Origin of the sequence: Nitratireductor sp., from assembly GCF_017794765.1 — a bacterium.
GTDB lineage: Bacteria > Pseudomonadota > Alphaproteobacteria > Rhizobiales > Rhizobiaceae > Nitratireductor.
Genome location: NZ_CP051236.1, coordinates 1909352 through 1925718 on the forward strand (window position 1 = coordinate 1909352; position 16367 = coordinate 1925718).

The following is a 16367-nucleotide window of genomic DNA, read 5'->3' on the forward strand; positions in this document are numbered from 1 at the left end:
ATTAATGGACCGCTCAGGCGAGGGTTCGTTCCAGAATATCCGCCAGGTCTCGAGAGAGATCGTCGCGCTTGGCAATCTCCGAGAGGAGCTTGCGTGCATGCTCACGTCTGCCCTTTTCCAGCGAGCGCCAGGAACGGAACGCGGTGGCCAGACGTGCCGCCACCTGCGGGTTGTGGCCGTCAAGCGCAGTGACCGTTTCTGCAACGAGGCGATACCCTTCGCCATCGGCGCTGTGGAAGGCCGTCTGGTTCGCCATCGAGAATGTACCCACCAGGGCGCGCACCCTGTTTGGATTGGCGAGCGAAAAATGCGGATGCTTCATCAGGTGGCGGATCAATGAAACCGTTTCTGCGGCAGGGATCATCGCCTGGATCTGGAACCACTTGTCGAGCACCAGCGGATTACCGCCATAGCGTTTCTCGAATGCCGCCAATGCGGCTCTGCCCTCGTCGGTATCATGAAAATGCTGAGCAAGAACCGTGAGCGCACCGGCGCGCTCTGTCATGTTGTCGGCGTCCTCAAACTGCCTGTATGCGGCGGTGGGAGTGGCGGCACCCAGCGTCAGAAACTCAATCAGTGTATTGCGCAGCGCGCGGCGCCCTGCGCTGCGGGCGTCCGGCGAGAACGGCGCATTGTCGAGCAGACCCTCGTAAATCTCGCGGAAGGTTTCACCGCCCGCCTGCGCAATGGCAAGGAGAAGCGCTTTGCGGGCGGCGTGGATCGCATCCGGGTCAATATCCCGCCCGAGTTCACGCGCCACATCGGCCTCGCCAGGAAGGCTCAGGGTCAAAGCCCGAAAAGCCTCCTCCAGCGTTTCATCGGAGGCGAGGTCTGTCGTGACCGAGATAATCTCGTCATCGAACACCGGTTTCTTGCCACCGCGCACTGCCTTGCTGGCGGCAATCAAAGCGCCGGTTAGCAGCGTGTTCAGCGCCTGCCAGCGGGAGAACGGATCGCTGTCATGACGAGCGAGGAACAGTTGCTCGTCGGCCCTGCTCTCGATTGAGAGGGTGACTGGAGCGGAGAAGCCCCGGTTGATCGACAAGACCGGCCGCGCCTTCACGCCCTTGAAGGTGATCTGGTGCCGGCGTTTCCGCAGGTGGATCACACCGTTTTCGACACTCGCCCCCTCCACACTCTCGTAGTCGAGATCTGTTCCGTCCGGACCGACCAGGCCGAAGGCGAGAGGAATGTGCATCAGGCGTTTGCGGTTTTCGGAGGGCGTTGGCGATACCGACTGCTCGATCTCTACCGTCAGCGTCTTCTCCTTGGCATCGTAGCGTGAGGAGAGTGCAACATTGGGGGTCCCGGCCTGATGGTACCAAAGCGAAAACTGGCTGAGGTCCTGCCCGGAAGCGTCCTCGAAAGCCTTTACGAAATCTTCGATGGTCACGGCTTGACCGTCATGCCGATCGAAATAGAGATCCATCCCGGCCCGGAACGCGTCCTCGCCCAGAACTGTGCGCAGCATGCGGACAACCTCCGAGCCCTTCTCGTAGACCGTCGCCGTATAGAAATTGTTGATCTCACGATAACGGCGCGGCCGCACCGGATGCGCGAGAGGCCCCTGGTCCTCGGGAAACTGATGTGCGCGCAGGCCACGCACTTCGGCGATACGCTTGACCGCACGCGAGCGCTGATCAGCGGAGAACTCATGATCGCGGAAAACGGTGAGGCCTTCCTTCAGGCAGAGCTGGAACCAATCCCGGCAAGTGATTCTGTTGCCTGTCCAATTGTGAAAATACTCATGCGCGATGATTGCCTCGATATTGGCGAAATCGGCATCGGTGGCTGTGTCATCGTCTGCGAGAACGTACTTGTCGTTGAAGACGTTGAGCCCCTTGTTTTCCATTGCGCCCATGTTGAAATCCGAAACGGCGACAATGTTAAAAACATCGAGATCGTATTCTCGCCCGAACTGTTCTTCGTCCCAGCGCATAGACCGCTTCAACGCATCCATCGCATAGGTCGCGCGCTCTTCCTTCCCATGTTCGACATAGATTCCAAGATCGACTTCACGTCCCGATGCGGTGGTAAAGCGGTCCTTCACCACGCCGAGATCGCCGGCGACGAGCGCGAACAGATAGGAGGGTTTGGGGAAAGGGTCATGCCAGACGGCGAAATGACGCCCATCCGCGAGATCTCCGTTTTCCACCGGGTTGCCGTTTGACAGGAGGAGCGGCGCTTCTACACGGTCCGCCTCCATGCGCACCGTATAGACCGAGAGGATATCGGGCCGGTCGAGAAAATAGGTGATGCGGCGGAACCCTTCGGCTTCGCATTGTGTGCAGAAAACGCCGTCCGAAACATAGAGCCCCATCAACGTCGTGTTCATGGATGGCGCGATGCGCGTCACGATGGTCAGTTCGAACTGCGGCGAAGCCGGCAGGCGTGTGATTGCCAGGCGATCCGGGGAGACTTCGTAGCAGCCCACTGCGGCCTCCGCTCCGTTGATCCGCAGTGCTTCGAGCGTCAGCCCGTCACCGTCGAGAACCAGTGGGGCATCGGCTGGAGCTCGGGCGATCCGTTCAACCCGCAGGGTGGCCGTCACCAGCGTTTCCTGAGGGTCCAGCCTAAAATCAAGCGCTATCTCGGGAATGAGATAATTGCTTGGCTGATAGTCCTCGAGACGAAAAATCTGGCCGCTTTCTGTACGCATCGTTACTCTTTCTATGGCCTGGCGCGCAGGCCGGCAATCTGTGGGCTGTCTGGTCCAACAAAATCGGATTGCTGCTCTTTACACAATCATCAGGCTCGACAAAACTAAGACAGCATATGTCGCTCGACTGTTTCCAGCCAGCTTACCGAACATCGGTCAAACCACGATTGACCAGAAGGGATTCCGCATGACTGTGATGACGCCGAAATTCGGGATGGGTGCTTCCGTGCGCCGCAAGGAAGATGCGGCATTCATCACGGGGCGGGGGCGTTATACGGATGATTTCCTGCCCGAAGGCACACTGCATCTCTACGTGGTGCGTTCGCCCGTGGCCAAGGCGAAATTTACCATCGCTTCGGTCAAGGAAGCGCAGGCCGCGCCAGGCGTCCGTCTGGTCCTGACAGGTGCCGATGTGGCGCATCTCAAGGATCTGCGCTCTGGCGCCATGCAGAAGCAACCGGACGGAACGCGCGCGCCCACGCGCGACATTCCGATTCTGTGCCGTGACCGTGTGCAGTATGTGGGCGACGCGGTAGCGATGGTGGTCGCCGAGAGCCGTGCCCAGGCGCAAGATGCTGCGGAGCTGATCGAAATCGACTTCGACGACGAGGAAGCCATAGCTTCAACGGCAGCCGCTCTGTCCGAGGATGCCCCGCTGGTCTGGCCGGAACTCGGATCGAATCGTGCATTTCTCTATCATGTGGGTGACAAGGAGAAATCGGATGCGGCGTTCGCCAAGGCCGACCATGTGACCCGCATCCAGTTCGTGAACAACCGTCTCGTGTGCAACTACATGGAGCCGCGTGCAGCATTGGCCGAATGGCGCGACGACGAAAACCGCTACGTGTTGACCACCGGCTCGCAGGGCGTTCATTCCATGCGTGGCATCCTGTGCAAGACTTTTGGCATCGAGCCCGAAAATCTGCGCGTGATAACGCCGGATGTCGGTGGCGGCTTTGGTCCGAAGACCTTTGTCTACCGTGAATACGCCATGGTCATGGAAGCGGCGAAACGGCTTGGTCGTCCGGTCAAATGGACCGGTGATCGTAATGAGCATTTCATGACTGATGCTCAGGGACGCGACAATGTGGTGACTGCCGAAATGGCAATGGACAGTGAAGGGCGATTCCTTGGTCTACGGGTCGATCTCACGGCCAATATGGGCGCCTATATCTCGCAATACGGTCCCTTCATCCCGTTTGTTGGCGTCTCCATGTCAACAGGCGTCTATGACATTCAGGCGCTCGATGTGACGATCAACGGCGTCTACACCAACACCTGCCCGGTGGATGCCTATCGCGGGGCGGGCCGTCCGGAGGCTGCATTCCTGCTTGAGAAGCTGGTGGATGCCTGCGCGCGTGATCTGGGACTTGGCCGGGAAGAAATCCGTCGTCGCAACTTCATCAGGCCCGAACAATTTCCCTATCGTACCCAGACCGGCCGTCTCTACGACGTTGGCGAGTTTGAGGGGCACATGAACAAATGCATGGAGAACGCCGGCTGGGCCTCGTTCGAAGAGCGGCTCGAGGAATCTCGGCGCAACGGAAAACTGCGCGGCATCGGCATGGCCACCTATATTGAAGCCTGCGCTTTTGCCGGTTCGGAGCCGGCCCACGTCCGACTGAACGACGATGGGAGCGTCACGCTTCTGATCGGCACTCAGTCCAACGGTCAGGGTCACGCCACCGCCTACGCTCAGTTCGTAGCTGACAAGCTCAGTATCGACATCGATAGGATCACCGTGCGCCAGGGCGACACGGATGAATTGGCCTCCGGCGGCGGCACGGGCGGCTCGCGCTCCATTCCGCTGGGCGGTGTCTCTGCCGCGCGGGCGGGTGAAGACCTCGCCGAGAAAATCCGCAGGCTGGCGGCAGACGAACTGGAAGCGTCGGTCGATGATATCGAACTGTCCGGTGGGGCCGCGCGCATCGTCGGCACGGACCGCGCCGTGGACTTTGCAGCCATCGCCAGGGCAGCAAAGGCACCTGAAGATCTGGAAGGCTTCGGTGAGTTCGTGCAGGAAGAGGCGACCTATCCGAACGGCACGCATATCTGCGAGGTCGAAATTGACCCGGAAACCGGGCGCACGGAGGTGTTGGCTTATTGGATCGTTGATGATTTCGGCGCGACAGTGAACCCGATCCTTCTGGCTGGTCAGGTTCATGGTGGTGTTGCGCAGGGGCTTGGGCAAGCCCTGACGGAAGACACGGTCTACTCCGAGGATGGGCAACTCGTCACCGCAAGTTTCATGGACTATGCGATGCCACGGGCGGATGATCTGCCGTTCATCCATTTCGAGACCCGCAACGTGCCTTCGACCACCAACGCCATGGGCATCAAAGGGGCTGGCGAGGCCGGCACGATCGGTGCCACGCCGGCTGTTCTCAACGCCGTGACGGATGCGCTCTACCGCGCCTACGGCATCACCCATATTGACATGCCCACCACGCCTTCGCGGGTGTGGGAGACGATCCGACAGGCCAGAGAGGCGGCATGATGGCATCGTCGGCGATGATTTCGCTCCACCCTCCCGCTTCTTTATCGGCCTTATAGGATATCAGATCATGCCCGCTGAGACCGAAGTCGGTGCCGAAGGCAAACCACTGATCGGCATCGCGCTTAAGGTCATTTCGGTCTCGGTTTTTGTCATGATGTCCTCGCTGATCAAATCGGCGGGGATGGTGCCTTCGGGCCAGATTGTCTTCTTCCGCTCGTTCTTTGCGATATTCCCGATCATCGCCATGCTGGCCTGGCGGCGTGAGTTGGCGACAGCTTTCCGCACCACACATCCCGTCAGCCACATCATGCGCGGCCTTGTGGGCGTTACCTCCATGGGCCTCGGCTTCTTTGCGCTGACGCGCCTGCCTCTGCCCGATGCGATTACGCTCAATTACGCGCAGCCGCTCATTGTTGTCGTCTTCTCGGCAATCTTCATGGGCGAGGTCGTGCGCATCTACCGCTGGAGCGCAGTGGCGGTCGGCTTCCTGGGGGTCATCATCATCGCCTGGCCAAAACTCACCCTTCTGACCGGGGACGCCGGCCTTGAGGCGGCTGAGGCGGTGGGTGTCATCGCGGCCCTTTGCGGCGCGACCGGCTCTGCCGTCGCCATGCTTCTTGTTCGACGGCTTGTCCAGACAGAAAAGACGGCCACCATCGTTCTGTGGTTCTCGGTTACCGCCACCGTGCTCTCCCTCTTCACCATCCCTTTCGGATGGGCAGAGTTATCGCGCGGTCAGTTTCTCGCTCTGGCCGGCGCGGGAATTTGCGGCGGGGTGGCACAGATCCTCATGACCGAGTGCTATCGTCATGCGGAGCTATCCACCATCGCGCCTTTCGAATACACGTCGATGCTCCTTGCCATCGTGATCGGCTATTTCGCTTTCGGCGACGTGCCGACCCTTTACACGCTGGTGGGCGGAACGATTGTGATCGGGGCTGGTCTCTTTATCATCTGGCGCGAGCGTCGACTCGGCCTCAGACGGGTGGCTGCCCGCCGTTTCGTGCCGCCTTCCTCATGACCCCTTGCCTTGCGACTGCCTTAGAAAGGCAGCGGTTGTAGCGTCGGTTGGGAAAAAACTTTCAATGGCAAGCTCCGACAGCGTCACGTCGAGTGGTGTGCCAAACACGGTCGTCGTGGTGATGAAGGAAAGTTCGGTTGCTCCAAGGCGCAGTCGAAGGGGAACGGCGATCATGTCCGCCGCGCCGGGTTTGAGCTCCGGCCCGGTTTTTTTGACCGGGTAGCCAGCCAGTTCCTTTTCCAGCGCCATGAGTTGTGGATCGGCCGAGTGGTCAATCAGGAGGCGCAGTCGTTCCAGCACATGTGCGCGCCACGAGGCCAGATTGACGATGCTCGGTGCAACACCCTCGGGATGCAGGCTCAGGCGCAGGACATTCACCGGCGGTTTTAGCAACTCCGCATTGGTCACAACCTCGAGCAGCGGTGCGATGGCCCGGTTTGCGGCGACCATGGTCCAGTGCCGGTCGATCGCGATTGCAGGGTTGGGCGCGTGGCCATCGAGCACGGCCTGTACGACGTTCATTGCAGGCTTCAAAGCCGGATCGTGAATATCGCGTTCTGAGAAGCCCGGTGCATGGCCCGAGGCAAGGAGGATGCGATTGCGCTGCCGAAGCGGGATGGAAAGACTGTCCGACAACAACAGGACCATCTCTCGCGACGGATTCGAGCGGCCTCGTTCCAGGAAGCTGAGGTGGCGCTGGGAAATGCCCGCCTCCAGCGCAAGATGAAGCTGGCTCATGCGCCGTCGCTCCCGCCACTCCCTGATGAGCGCACCGGCGCTGGTCTTTCTGGGTAAGGTATTTTCTGTGTTCATGAGAACACTGTAGAGCCGAGCGGCACGCATTTCCATTACCTCTCGGGTAATCGCCCGAGGGCGCTCCATCGGTCAGGTTCCCAGGCATCGAGGTCGACATCCGACCCGCCAAACCCGGTCTGAAGAAAGGAAACCGTCATGCCACTCACGCTCACACCCGCTCTGAGAAAATCACTTCAGCTCGACGCTGTCATGAGTGGAGCCGCAGCACTCCTGCTTCTTTTCGCGGCGCCGCCGCTATCACGGCTTCTCGCCTTGCCCGAAGACCTGCTGTTTTGGGCCGGTGTGGTTCTGGTGCCTTTCGTGATGATGCTGTTGATGATCGCCGCCCGGACAACACTGTCCCGTCTTCTGCTCATAGACGTGATTTTGCTTAACGCAGGCTGGGTCGTGTTGAGCTTCGCGCTGCTCGCAAGTGGATGGGTCTCTCCCAATTTACTTGGAACCGCTTTCGTCAGCCTTCAGGCCTGCGCGGTTGCCCTTTTTGCCCTGCTTCAGTTCGCGGCGATGCGTAAGGCGCAATGCTGAAAGGCACGGGCCCGCCTAATAGCGCGGCCCGGCCGTTCTGCATTCAATAATTCAGTAGTTGAGATAGGGCGCGGCGGTCCAGAGCGGACCGTTGCGCTCTTCTTCCCGCAGGCTGGTAGAGCCGAAATGGTAGCGAAAACCCGCTACAATACCGTGAGATGTTGTCTCACCGGCATGCACATCGCCCGATGTCAGCGAGGATGAGCGAAATCGATATCCTCCGAATGCGGTTACCGGCTTGTCCGAAAGCCGATAATTGGCAGCCGTTGATATGGAGTAGGTTTTCAACGCAGCATCTTCACTCAGCAATTGCTCAAAGCCTGCGTCGAGATCGAAGCGCAGGTTGTCTGTGTAATAATACCGTGCGCCGAGGATACCATTGAGCTTGGATGCCTCCTGCTCTTCCAGATGCGCCTGGCCGAGACCGATTTGGCCCAGCACAGTTGTCTGGCTAAGAAAGAAGGCACCTTCCAGTCCGGCCGAAATTTCCGTCGGCCCCACCGCCAGGGTTTCGTTGGAGATACGCTCATACTGGGCATAGAGGCCAATGGCGTAGCTGTCCGGCTTGCGGTAGTAGCCATGTGCGCCGAACTCCATGGTCTGGTCGGAAAGATCCTCGAACTTCAGTTTTTCTAGCCGGCCGTCGAGCTGGACGTTAAAGCGCTCTCTGACGGGCAGGTTTGCCACGCCGCGCAGCGCCCATCCGCTGCTCTTGACAGGTTCTTCCACCAGATTGGCTTTGCCCAGTGCCGAATTCACTTCGACAAAGCCGGAAAAGCGCCGGCCGAACTTTAGAAGCAATGGCGCGTTCTCCACGTTGGGAGGAACCGGTGGATCGGATGTCACCAGATCCGCGGCAGGCGCGGGATGCGATCCCAGGGTAAGGAAAGAGAGAAGGAAAAACAGGCGCCCCCCGGACGTGACGCGAACACACATGCTCGACTCCGGGACGTTGTTACGAGACGCTACCTTGCGCCAACAGCGTTAATGCGCGCTTAATTCGCGCAGTTCTGTCGTCTCAGTGAGCGCTTTCCAGCTTCAGTTTGATTTGCAGAAAATCCTGCCAGGCGAGCTTCTTGTGGGCCGGATTTCGCAGAAGATAGGCTGGATGCAGCGTCGGCATGGTGGGTATTTCGATGCCTGAAGGTGTCTTGTGTATGGCCCAGTTGCCGCGCATCCGCATGATGCCGGTCTGTGTGTTCAAAAGGAGCTTCGTCGACGGGTTTCCGAGCGTCACCAGCACCTTGGGTGCAACGAGCTCGATATGCCGCTCGATGAAAGGGCGACAGATTTCCGTTTCCAGAGGGGAGGGGTCCCTGTTTCCCGGCGGTCGCCACGGGATCACGTTGGAAATATAGACGGTGGTGCGGTCGAGACCTATGGCCGCCAACATGCGATCCAGCAGTTTGCCGGACCGACCGACGAAGGGCAGGCCCTGGATATCCTCGTCGCGGCCCGGCGCTTCTCCGACGAACATCACGCTGGCCTGCGGATTGCCGTCGGCAAATACGGTGTTTTTTGCCGTGGTCTTCAGATTGCAGCCGTCGAAACCTGTCAGCTGCTCGCGCAGTGTATCGAGGTTTTCCGCGCTTCTGGCGATCTCACGCGCCCGCGCGGCCTGTGCATCGTCCGGAACCGCGGCCTTGCCTGCAGCCGGAGCAGCGGGGCGGGGCTGCATGGTCGCCACTGGTTTCTGCTGCGTTGGCTGCTGCCGTTGCGCGGCTCTTTTTTCCGCCTCCGCGCGCGTTTCCTGAAACCGGTCAGGCGCTTCATCCATAAGAGGTTCGTCCACGCCGGCATCGGCGTAGAATGTCAGAAGCTCCCTTAGTTCAGCGGAATCCATTGCGTCCGAAATCCTGAGCGTCGGCGAGGACGAAAGAAAGCATTTTCTCTTTCTTTGCCGCTGGTTGCAAGCTCAGGAAGCGGGAATGCGCGGGTCCTGCACCAGATAAAATACCGGTTTCGGGGTCAGGTCGGTGATCAGCAGTCGAAATGTCACGGAATGAGCTGCGTTGACGGTACCTGACTGGAACAGAAGGCGGTCATAGGGTTCTAGTTTGCGATCGTGCACGGCAAACGCACTGGAGCCGATGTGATCGGACCCCGCATTTCTCTGATCGAAAGAGAGACCGTCTCCATAGACGCTCGAGACGCCGCGCATCTCCTGAAGCTCGAATTCAAACTCGACCCAGGGCAGGTTGCTTGCATTCAGTGTGTCGATTTCCATGAAGAGATAGCCTGCGCCCGCCCTTTCGTCATAGGCATATCGCGGGACATCCCCGGTCGCCCTGATGACAAGCACGACGGCGGCAGCCGTATAAAGCTCCTGTTTTAGAAGCACCGGGTCGCTGCGTGAGCCTGTGCCTGAAACCGCCAGAATGCGGAAGCCGCCAAGCTCATCGGAAAAGGAATAGTGTCCGGCCTGCCAGCGTCCGTCATCTCCCGGGCCCGCGCCAAGAAGGACGGCGAGCAGGGGGAACAGGATTATGGAGACGGCACGGGGCAGGACAGCACCTCCCTTCCTGCCGCATTATACCGCCATTTCTCGCTCTGGAGAACGGGAAAGCATGCCCTCAGCCACCAGTCTGCCAGTTGGAGACCGTCTGTGAGGGGTAGACAAGCTGAAGAATGTTGAGCGTGAGATTGTCGCGGATCATGACCGCCATGAAAATTTCCGTCGCAACGACCAGAAGAATGCTGACCCATAGAGGCGAAACGCGTGCGACGAAAAAACCGGTGATGGTGGCAAGTGTGTCGGAGAGCGAATTGATCACGCTGTCTCCGTAGTAGCCCTGCGCAAGTGCCGATTCCCTGTAACGGTTGATTACCATGGGTGTGTTTTCCGCCATCTCCCATGCAGCCTCCAGCCCCACTGCAAGTGCAAGTCGGTAGCCGAGCGGCATGCGCGGCGCGACAAGCCAGATAAGCCCGTAGAAGAGCAATCCGTGCAGAAAGTGCGAGTAGGTGTACCAGTCGCCGATATGCTGTGAAGTCTCGGGGCCGGAGGGGTCCGAATACCAGAGCTTCACCGTTCCGCAGTCGCAGATCGTCGTCTGACCCATGAGTTTCAGGAACAGCGCCTGAAGGGCGAGGATGGCAAGCACACAAAAGGCGGTAACGGCGACCGGCCTCTGCCTGTAGGCGACCAACAGTCGATTTTCGCGCATCCCCATGCTCCTTGCCAATGCCCCTTAAATTGCACCAGTCCCTTAACGTATCTGCTTCCACAGTGTCCCGAACGGCTTCAGAACCGTCTGCCTGCTCTCATGCGGGCCCTGCCGAACCGTGGACCACTCCCATCAGAGATACCTCATGGTCGAACATGTTCGACATAGGTTCGTGTTCCGCACGGTGCGCGTATTGCACCTTCCATCAACAGAGCGGCTGAAATTGCTCGGATTCGATCCGGGAGGCAAACAGGAATTGCCCGCGGGAAAATTGTCAATTATTGACGTTTACGTTAAAGTAATATCAGTTTGCGGCAATCAGGAATGGATTGATGCAACTTCTCTGGTTTCGACAGTCGCGCGGATGCGCTATAGCCCGGCGTTGAAACCGTTATGCGGGACTGATGGGTATCCGGATCGCGCCGGCGCCAAACGAGAGCAGGGCGCGCGAGAGAAAAAGACTGCGGAGGGTGGAATGAGCGAAGTGGAACGCGAAAGCATGGAATTCGATGTGGTCATCGTCGGCGCAGGTCCGGCGGGGCTGGCCGCGTCCATCCGGCTCAAGCAGCTGAACCCGGAGCTTTCCGTCGTTGTACTCGAAAAGGGCGGCGAAGTCGGTGCGCATATTCTTTCAGGCGCCGTGGTAGATCCCATCGGCATCGACCGGCTCTTGCCGGAATGGCGAGAAGACCCCGATCACCCGTTCAAGACCCCCGTCACCGACGATCAGTTCCTCGTTCTCGGGCCGGCGGGCTCCATGCGGATTCCCAATTTCCTGATGCCGCCGCTGATGAACAATCACGGCAATTACGCCGTATCGCTCGGCAATGTCTGCCGCTGGCTTACGGGCTACGCGGAGGGACTGGGCGTTGAAATCTATCCGGGCTTTGCCGCCTCCGAAGTGCTCTACAACGACGAAGGCACGGTCATTGGCGTCGCCACCGGCGATATGGGCGTCGAGCGCGATGGCTCGCACGGCCCCAACTATCAGCCCGGCATGGCGCTCCTGGGCAAATATGTCCTGATCGGCGAGGGCGTGCGCGGCTCGCTCGCCAAGCAGCTGATTGAAAAATTCCGCCTGTCCGAGGACCGCGAGCCTCAGAAATTCGGCATCGGCCTGAAGGAACTCTGGGAGGTCAAGCCGGAGAACCACAGGCCGGGTCTCGTCCAGCATTCCTTTGGCTGGCCGCTCGACATGAAGACCGGCGGCGGCTCCTTCCTCTACCATCTGGAAAACAATCAGGTGGCGGTCGGTTTCGTGGTTCACCTGAACTACAAGAACCCGTTCCTGTCGCCGTTTCAGGAGTTTCAGCGCTTCAAGACGCACCCCGCGATCAGCAAAACGTTTGAAGGCGGCAAGCGCATCTCCTATGGCGCCCGCGCCATCACCGAGGGCGGCTGGCAATCCGTGCCGAAGCTTGTGTTCCCGGGCGGGGCCCTCATCGGTTGCTCGGCAGGCTTCGTCAACGTCCCGCGCATCAAGGGGTCTCACAATGCGGTCCTCTCGGGCATGCTTGCCGCCGAGCATGTTGCGGAAGCGCTGGGCGAGGGACGCGGCAATGATACGCTGGAAGGCTACGAGGCCGCCTGGCGCGCCTCGGACATCGGCAGGGACCTGAAAAAGGTGCGCAACGTCAAGCCGCTCTGGTCGCGCTTCGGCACGCTTCTGGGCGTCGGCATTGGCGGCTTCGACATGTGGATGAACTCGCTGTTCGGCTTTTCGCTGTTTGGCACCCTGAAACATGGCAAGACCGATGCGGCTTCGCTGGAGCCGGCCGCAAAGCACAAGCCGATAGACTATCCCAGGCCCGACGGCGTGCTCACCTTCGACCGTCTCTCCTCGGTGTTCCTGTCCAACACCAATCACGAGGAGGAGCAGCCGGTTCATCTACAGGTGAAGGACATGGAACTGCAGAAGACGTCGGAATACGCCGTCTATGCTGGTCCGTCTTCGCGCTATTGTCCCGCGGGGGTCTATGAATGGGTGGATGCTGACGGCAATGCGCTCACCGATGGCAGCGATGTGGCTGACGCCCGCTTCGTCATCAACGCGCAGAACTGCGTCCACTGCAAGACCTGCGACATCAAGGACCCGAACCAGAACATCAACTGGGTGCCGCCGCAGGGTGGCGAGGGCCCTGTCTATACCGGGATGTAACACCATTGTCCGAGCCCGAACCCGAAAGCGGCACCGCCAGCCCCATCGATGAAGAGGCGCTGGCCGAGGCCTATAACCGCGCCCTCGCGCTCGAAAAGGCCGGCGACCTCGATGCAGCCGCTGCCGCCTATCGGGAGGTGCTTGCTCTCGATCCTGCCGACCATGGCGGTGCCGCGGTGCGGCTTGCGTCTATGGGACGGGGCGAGACACCCTCACGGGCATCGGAAGCCTATGTGGCGACCCTGTTCGATCAGCACGCCGGCGCGTTTGAGAGCATTCTGGTCGATCAACTCGGCTACGACGTGCCGGCACTGACCCGCAGGGCGCTGGATGAGGTGGCGCCGGGGCCGTTCAGCCGCATGCTGGATCTCGGTTGTGGAACTGGGCTTGCCGGAGAGGTTCTGCGCGACATCGCGGACCACATCACCGGCATTGATCTTTCGGAGACCATGATCGAGGTCACCGACGAGAAGGAGGTCTACGACGCGCTCTATGTGGGCGATGCAGTGGACTTTCTCCATCACGCGGATGTCGAACCTTTCGATCTGATCACCGCGACCGATGTTTTGCCCTATCTGGGCGATCTGGATGCTTTCTTCGCCGGCGCGGCGGAACTCGCCATGGACGGTGCGGTCCTCGCCTTTTCAAGTGAGACCCTGCCGGACGACGTGCTTGCCGGTCGCGCCTTCATGGTCGGGCCGCATCAGCGTTTTGCCCATTCCGAGAGCTATCTCGCCGAAATGCTCGCCACACACGGCTTTGCGGGGCTTGCCATAGGCAACATCGTGGTGCGACACGAAAAGGGAAAACCGGTTCCCGGTCACCTGGTCATCGCGCGCAGGAAGCCCACCGCTTAACGTCTGTTTCGTGCCAGCTTCACTTCAATCACGTCTTCGGGCTGACCGTCGGGCATGACGCCGAATTCGAGCAGAACGGGCAGGTGATCGGACCCCACATCTTCGAGCCGCTCGACCGTGAGTGGCACGATGCGGCCCTTGGTGAAAAGATTGTCGATGGGCAGTCCCACCAGCCGGCGGAGCCGTTCTGGGAGGATGGGCTTCATCCATGTGGGGCCGATGCCGGGCATGAGATTCATCTGGCCGGCGGCGGCCACACGGTGCGCAGTCACACTCCAGGGGGTTGCGTTCAAATCGCCGGCGAGGATGGCAGTGTCGGGAAATCGTTCAAGCACTGGCGTGACCCGGCTTACCTGATGGTGCTGTTCGAAAGGCCAGGGCCAGCCGAGATGCAGGGCCCCGACCTCCACTGCTTCCGCACCCAGCCGAACGGTCGCCACAGCCATGGAACCGCGATCATAGCAGGCAAAGGCTTCTGGATCGGCGAATGGTCGGCGCGAGAGAATGGCAACGCCGCCAATGCGGGCCGGCGGCGGGCAAATTACCCGGTAGGGATAGGTGGCTTCGAGGAACTCGAGTTCCTTCATCCACATGCCGGACACTTCGTTCAGCGTCACGATATCCGGTTTTGTGCGACCGATCAGTGAAAAGACCCGCTTGGGAGTGGCGTTGTCATATCTGAGGTTGAGCTGCAGAAGCCGATAACGCGCCGCTGGCGTGTCGGTGGGTTCTGCTCTCGCCGAACCGGCGGCAGACTGGAAAGAAAGCAGCGTTGCACTCAGGGTCGCGATGCCGAGCACGGTTCCCGCCGCACCGATCTGACGCCAGCCTTTCACGAACAGCAGCGGTGCCGACAAAAGAGCGATGAGCACCGCAAGATGAAGACGGAAATGCGCCATGGAATCGAGGGCCGGGTGCAGCCTCCCCCAGAAACCGGCGACCAGCGGGAGCGAAACCGCAAAAACCCCGAGGGCCAGAACAGCCGGCAGGATTGTAGCGATCCTCAATTTCTTCATCGCTTTGCGCCCATGGATCTGAGTGTGAATGCAGCAGCGCCTATCCGCATTTTCGGGCTATTGAAAGGCGGTTTCGAAAAAGCTCCTCAACTTGCGCGAATGAAGCCGCTCGGGGGGCATCGCTGCAAGCTTTTCCACGGCTCGCATCCCGATCTTGAGATGCTGGGAGACCTGCCTCTTGTAGAAATCAGTGGCCATGCCCGGTAGCTTCAGCTCGCCGTGGAGTGGCTTGTCGGAAACACACAGTAAAGTGCCGTAGGGCACACGGAAGCGGAAGCCGTTGGCGGCAATCGTGGCCGATTCCATGTCGAGCGCGATCGCGCGCGATTGCGACAGGCGCTGCACCGGGCCGCGCTGTTCGCGCAGTTCCCAGTTGCGGTTGTCGATGGTGGCGACCGTACCGGTCCGCATGATGCGCTTCAGCTCATAGCCGGAGAGCCCGGTGATCTCGGCCACCGCTTCCTGCAGCGCCACCTGTACTTCTGCCAGTGCTGGCAGGGGCACCCATACGGGAAGATCGTCGTCGAGCACGTGATCCTCGCGCACATAGGCATGGGCCAGAACATAGTCGCCAAGCGCCTGTGTGTTTCTCAGCCCCGCGCAATGGCCGAGCATGAGCCAGGCATGAGGGCGAAGCACCGCCACATGGTCGGTGATTGTCTTGGCGTTGGAGGGCCCAACACCGATGTTGACCATGGTGATGCCCGCATGGCCGTCGCGCGTCAGATGATAGGCCGGCATCTGCGGCAGACGTGCAAGAGCGCTCGACGACGGGCTCGTCTCCCCGGCTTTGGTGATGACATTGCCCGGCTCCACGAAGGCGGTGTAACCGTTTCCGCCCTCGGCCATCATCTCGCGGGCGAGCGCACAGAATTCGTCGATGTAAAACTGGTAGTTCGTGAACAGAACGAAATTCTGGAAATGCACCGGTGCCGTGGCGGTGTAGTGCGAGAGACGGTGCAGGGAATAATCGACGCGCTGCGCGGTGAAGGGGGCGAGCGGCAGGGGTTCCCCGGGCGGCGCTTCATGTGTGCCGTTGACAATGTGGTCGTCCGTGGCGTTCAGATCCGGCACATCGAAGAGATCGCGCAGAGGCCGTTTCAGCCGGTCCGCGATCGACCCTTCCACATAGGTGTCCTGAAGGAACGCAAAATGCAGCGGTATCGGTGTTTCCGATTCGCAGATGGTGACGGGAACGCCATGGTTGCGGATCACGAGGCTTAGCTGGTCGATCAGGTAATCCTCAAAGAGATCCGGCCGGGTGATCGTGGTGGCATAAACGCCGGGCGCCGCCACATGGCCATAGGCAAGTCGCGTATCGATCTGGGCATAGGAGCCGGTGGCGAGGCTGACTTCGGGATAGAAGGCGCGAAAGCGGCGGTCGCTTTCGCCGTCCTTGGCAACCTGCGCAAAGGCATCGCGCAGGAATGCGGTGTTGCGCTCGTAGAGCGCCTTCAATGCCGCAACGGCTTCGCGGGCATCGGTAAAGCTTTTCCGGGCAAACGGCTCGGGGCTTGAAATCGTCTGAATAGGCTGAGGGTATATTCTATGTTCCATGGCCTTTTATATGGATATTCTTCTTCTTCTCAAGGCCTGAGCCTACCTTGAACGTTTCAGACTGACCATCAGGACGAGGCCGGCACCGCTCGAG

The 16367-nt window shown here is 60.0% G+C and carries 13 protein-coding genes; 5 read left to right on the forward strand and 8 right to left on the reverse strand.

Annotation, left to right across the window (positions count from 1 at the left end; translation table 11 throughout):
* Positions 1-13: 13 nt before the first annotated feature.
* Positions 14-2659, reverse strand: coding sequence for an aminopeptidase N (pepN, locus tag HF949_RS09015; protein WP_292893318.1), 2646 nt, complete (start codon positions 2657-2659; stop codon positions 14-16).
* Positions 2660-2846: 187 nt separating this feature from the next.
* Between pepN and HF949_RS09020 the strand changes: the two genes are divergently transcribed.
* Entirely contained in the window at positions 2847-5156 is a 2310-nt protein-coding gene (locus tag HF949_RS09020) for a xanthine dehydrogenase family protein molybdopterin-binding subunit (RefSeq protein ID WP_292893321.1), read from the forward strand.
* Positions 5157-5223: 67 nt separating this feature from the next.
* Entirely contained in the window at positions 5224-6177 is a 954-nt protein-coding gene (locus tag HF949_RS09025) for a DMT family transporter (protein ID WP_292893324.1), read from the forward strand.
* On the opposite strand, the gene HF949_RS09030 is transcribed toward HF949_RS09025, so the two are convergent.
* Positions 6172-6990, reverse strand: coding sequence for a helix-turn-helix domain-containing protein (locus tag HF949_RS09030; RefSeq protein ID WP_292893327.1), 819 nt, complete (start codon positions 6988-6990; stop codon positions 6172-6174). The two genes, HF949_RS09025 and HF949_RS09030, sit on opposite strands and share 6 nt — an antisense overlap.
* A 138-nt stretch (positions 6991-7128) precedes the next feature.
* On the opposite strand from HF949_RS09030, the gene HF949_RS09035 reads away from it, so the two are divergent.
* Entirely contained in the window at positions 7129-7518 is a 390-nt protein-coding gene (locus HF949_RS09035) for a hypothetical protein (protein WP_292893329.1), read from the forward strand.
* Between the two features lie 51 nt (positions 7519-7569).
* On the opposite strand, the gene HF949_RS09040 is transcribed toward HF949_RS09035, so the two are convergent.
* The 4 genes from HF949_RS09040 to HF949_RS09055 all read right to left on the reverse strand — a co-directional run bounded on the left by HF949_RS09040 (position 7570) and on the right by HF949_RS09055 (position 10691).
* Positions 7570-8454: a hypothetical protein gene (locus HF949_RS09040; RefSeq protein ID WP_292893332.1), complete on the reverse strand. Its 885-nt coding sequence runs from the start codon at positions 8452-8454 to the stop codon at positions 7570-7572.
* A gap of 82 nt (positions 8455-8536) precedes the next feature.
* The gene (locus HF949_RS09045; protein ID WP_292893334.1) at positions 8537-9361 is read right to left on the reverse strand and encodes a uracil-DNA glycosylase; all 825 of its coding nucleotides are present in this window, start codon (positions 9359-9361) and stop codon (positions 8537-8539) included.
* A gap of 72 nt (positions 9362-9433) precedes the next feature.
* Complete coding sequence (locus HF949_RS09050; protein WP_292893338.1) at positions 9434-9859, reverse strand: hypothetical protein; 426 nt, start codon at positions 9857-9859, stop codon at positions 9434-9436.
* Between the two features lie 232 nt (positions 9860-10091).
* Positions 10092-10691 (reverse strand): DUF2585 family protein, encoded by a 600-nt coding sequence (locus HF949_RS09055; protein WP_292893341.1) that lies wholly within the window; start codon positions 10689-10691, stop codon positions 10092-10094.
* Between the two features lie 469 nt (positions 10692-11160).
* On the opposite strand from HF949_RS09055, the gene HF949_RS09060 reads away from it, so the two are divergent.
* A complete protein-coding gene (locus HF949_RS09060; protein ID WP_292893343.1) occupies positions 11161-12843 on the forward strand; it encodes an electron transfer flavoprotein-ubiquinone oxidoreductase in 1683 nt (560 codons plus the stop codon).
* 5 nt (positions 12844-12848) lie between these two features.
* Positions 12849-13700 carry a class I SAM-dependent DNA methyltransferase gene (locus HF949_RS09065; RefSeq protein ID WP_292893346.1) on the forward strand — a complete coding sequence of 284 codons (852 nt, stop codon included), beginning with the start codon at positions 12849-12851 and terminating at the stop codon, positions 13698-13700.
* Here HF949_RS09065 and HF949_RS09070 read toward each other — a convergent pair.
* A complete protein-coding gene (locus HF949_RS09070; protein WP_292893349.1) occupies positions 13697-14716 on the reverse strand; it encodes an endonuclease/exonuclease/phosphatase family protein in 1020 nt (339 codons plus the stop codon). The two genes, HF949_RS09065 and HF949_RS09070, sit on opposite strands and share 4 nt — an antisense overlap.
* 57 nt (positions 14717-14773) lie before the next feature.
* Positions 14774-16273, reverse strand: coding sequence for an AMP nucleosidase (locus tag HF949_RS09075; protein WP_292893351.1), 1500 nt, complete (start codon positions 16271-16273; stop codon positions 14774-14776).
* Positions 16274-16367: the final 94 nt, after the last annotated feature.

Excerpts from the sequence above, each read along its gene's own strand:
- HF949_RS09075 (WP_292893351.1), bottom strand. The coding sequence starts at position 16,273 with ATGGAACATAGAATATACCCTCAGCCTATTCAGACGATTTCAAGCCCC.
- HF949_RS09045 (WP_292893334.1), bottom strand. The coding sequence starts at position 9,361 with ATGGATTCCGCTGAACTAAGGGAGCTTCTGACATTCTACGCCGATGCC.
- pepN (WP_292893318.1), bottom strand. The coding sequence starts at position 2,659 with ATGCGTACAGAAAGCGGCCAGATTTTTCGTCTCGAGGACTATCAGCCA.
- HF949_RS09055 (WP_292893341.1), bottom strand. The coding sequence starts at position 10,691 with ATGGGGATGCGCGAAAATCGACTGTTGGTCGCCTACAGGCAGAGGCCG.
- HF949_RS09020 (WP_292893321.1), top strand. The coding sequence starts at position 2,847 with ATGACTGTGATGACGCCGAAATTCGGGATGGGTGCTTCCGTGCGCCGC.
- HF949_RS09035 (WP_292893329.1), top strand. The coding sequence starts at position 7,129 with ATGCCACTCACGCTCACACCCGCTCTGAGAAAATCACTTCAGCTCGAC.
- HF949_RS09030 (WP_292893327.1), bottom strand. The coding sequence starts at position 6,990 with ATGAACACAGAAAATACCTTACCCAGAAAGACCAGCGCCGGTGCGCTC.
- HF949_RS09070 (WP_292893349.1), bottom strand. The coding sequence starts at position 14,716 with ATGAAGAAATTGAGGATCGCTACAATCCTGCCGGCTGTTCTGGCCCTC.
- HF949_RS09025 (WP_292893324.1), top strand. The coding sequence starts at position 5,224 with ATGCCCGCTGAGACCGAAGTCGGTGCCGAAGGCAAACCACTGATCGGC.
- HF949_RS09060 (WP_292893343.1), top strand. The coding sequence starts at position 11,161 with ATGAGCGAAGTGGAACGCGAAAGCATGGAATTCGATGTGGTCATCGTC.
- HF949_RS09040 (WP_292893332.1), bottom strand. The coding sequence starts at position 8,454 with ATGTGTGTTCGCGTCACGTCCGGGGGGCGCCTGTTTTTCCTTCTCTCT.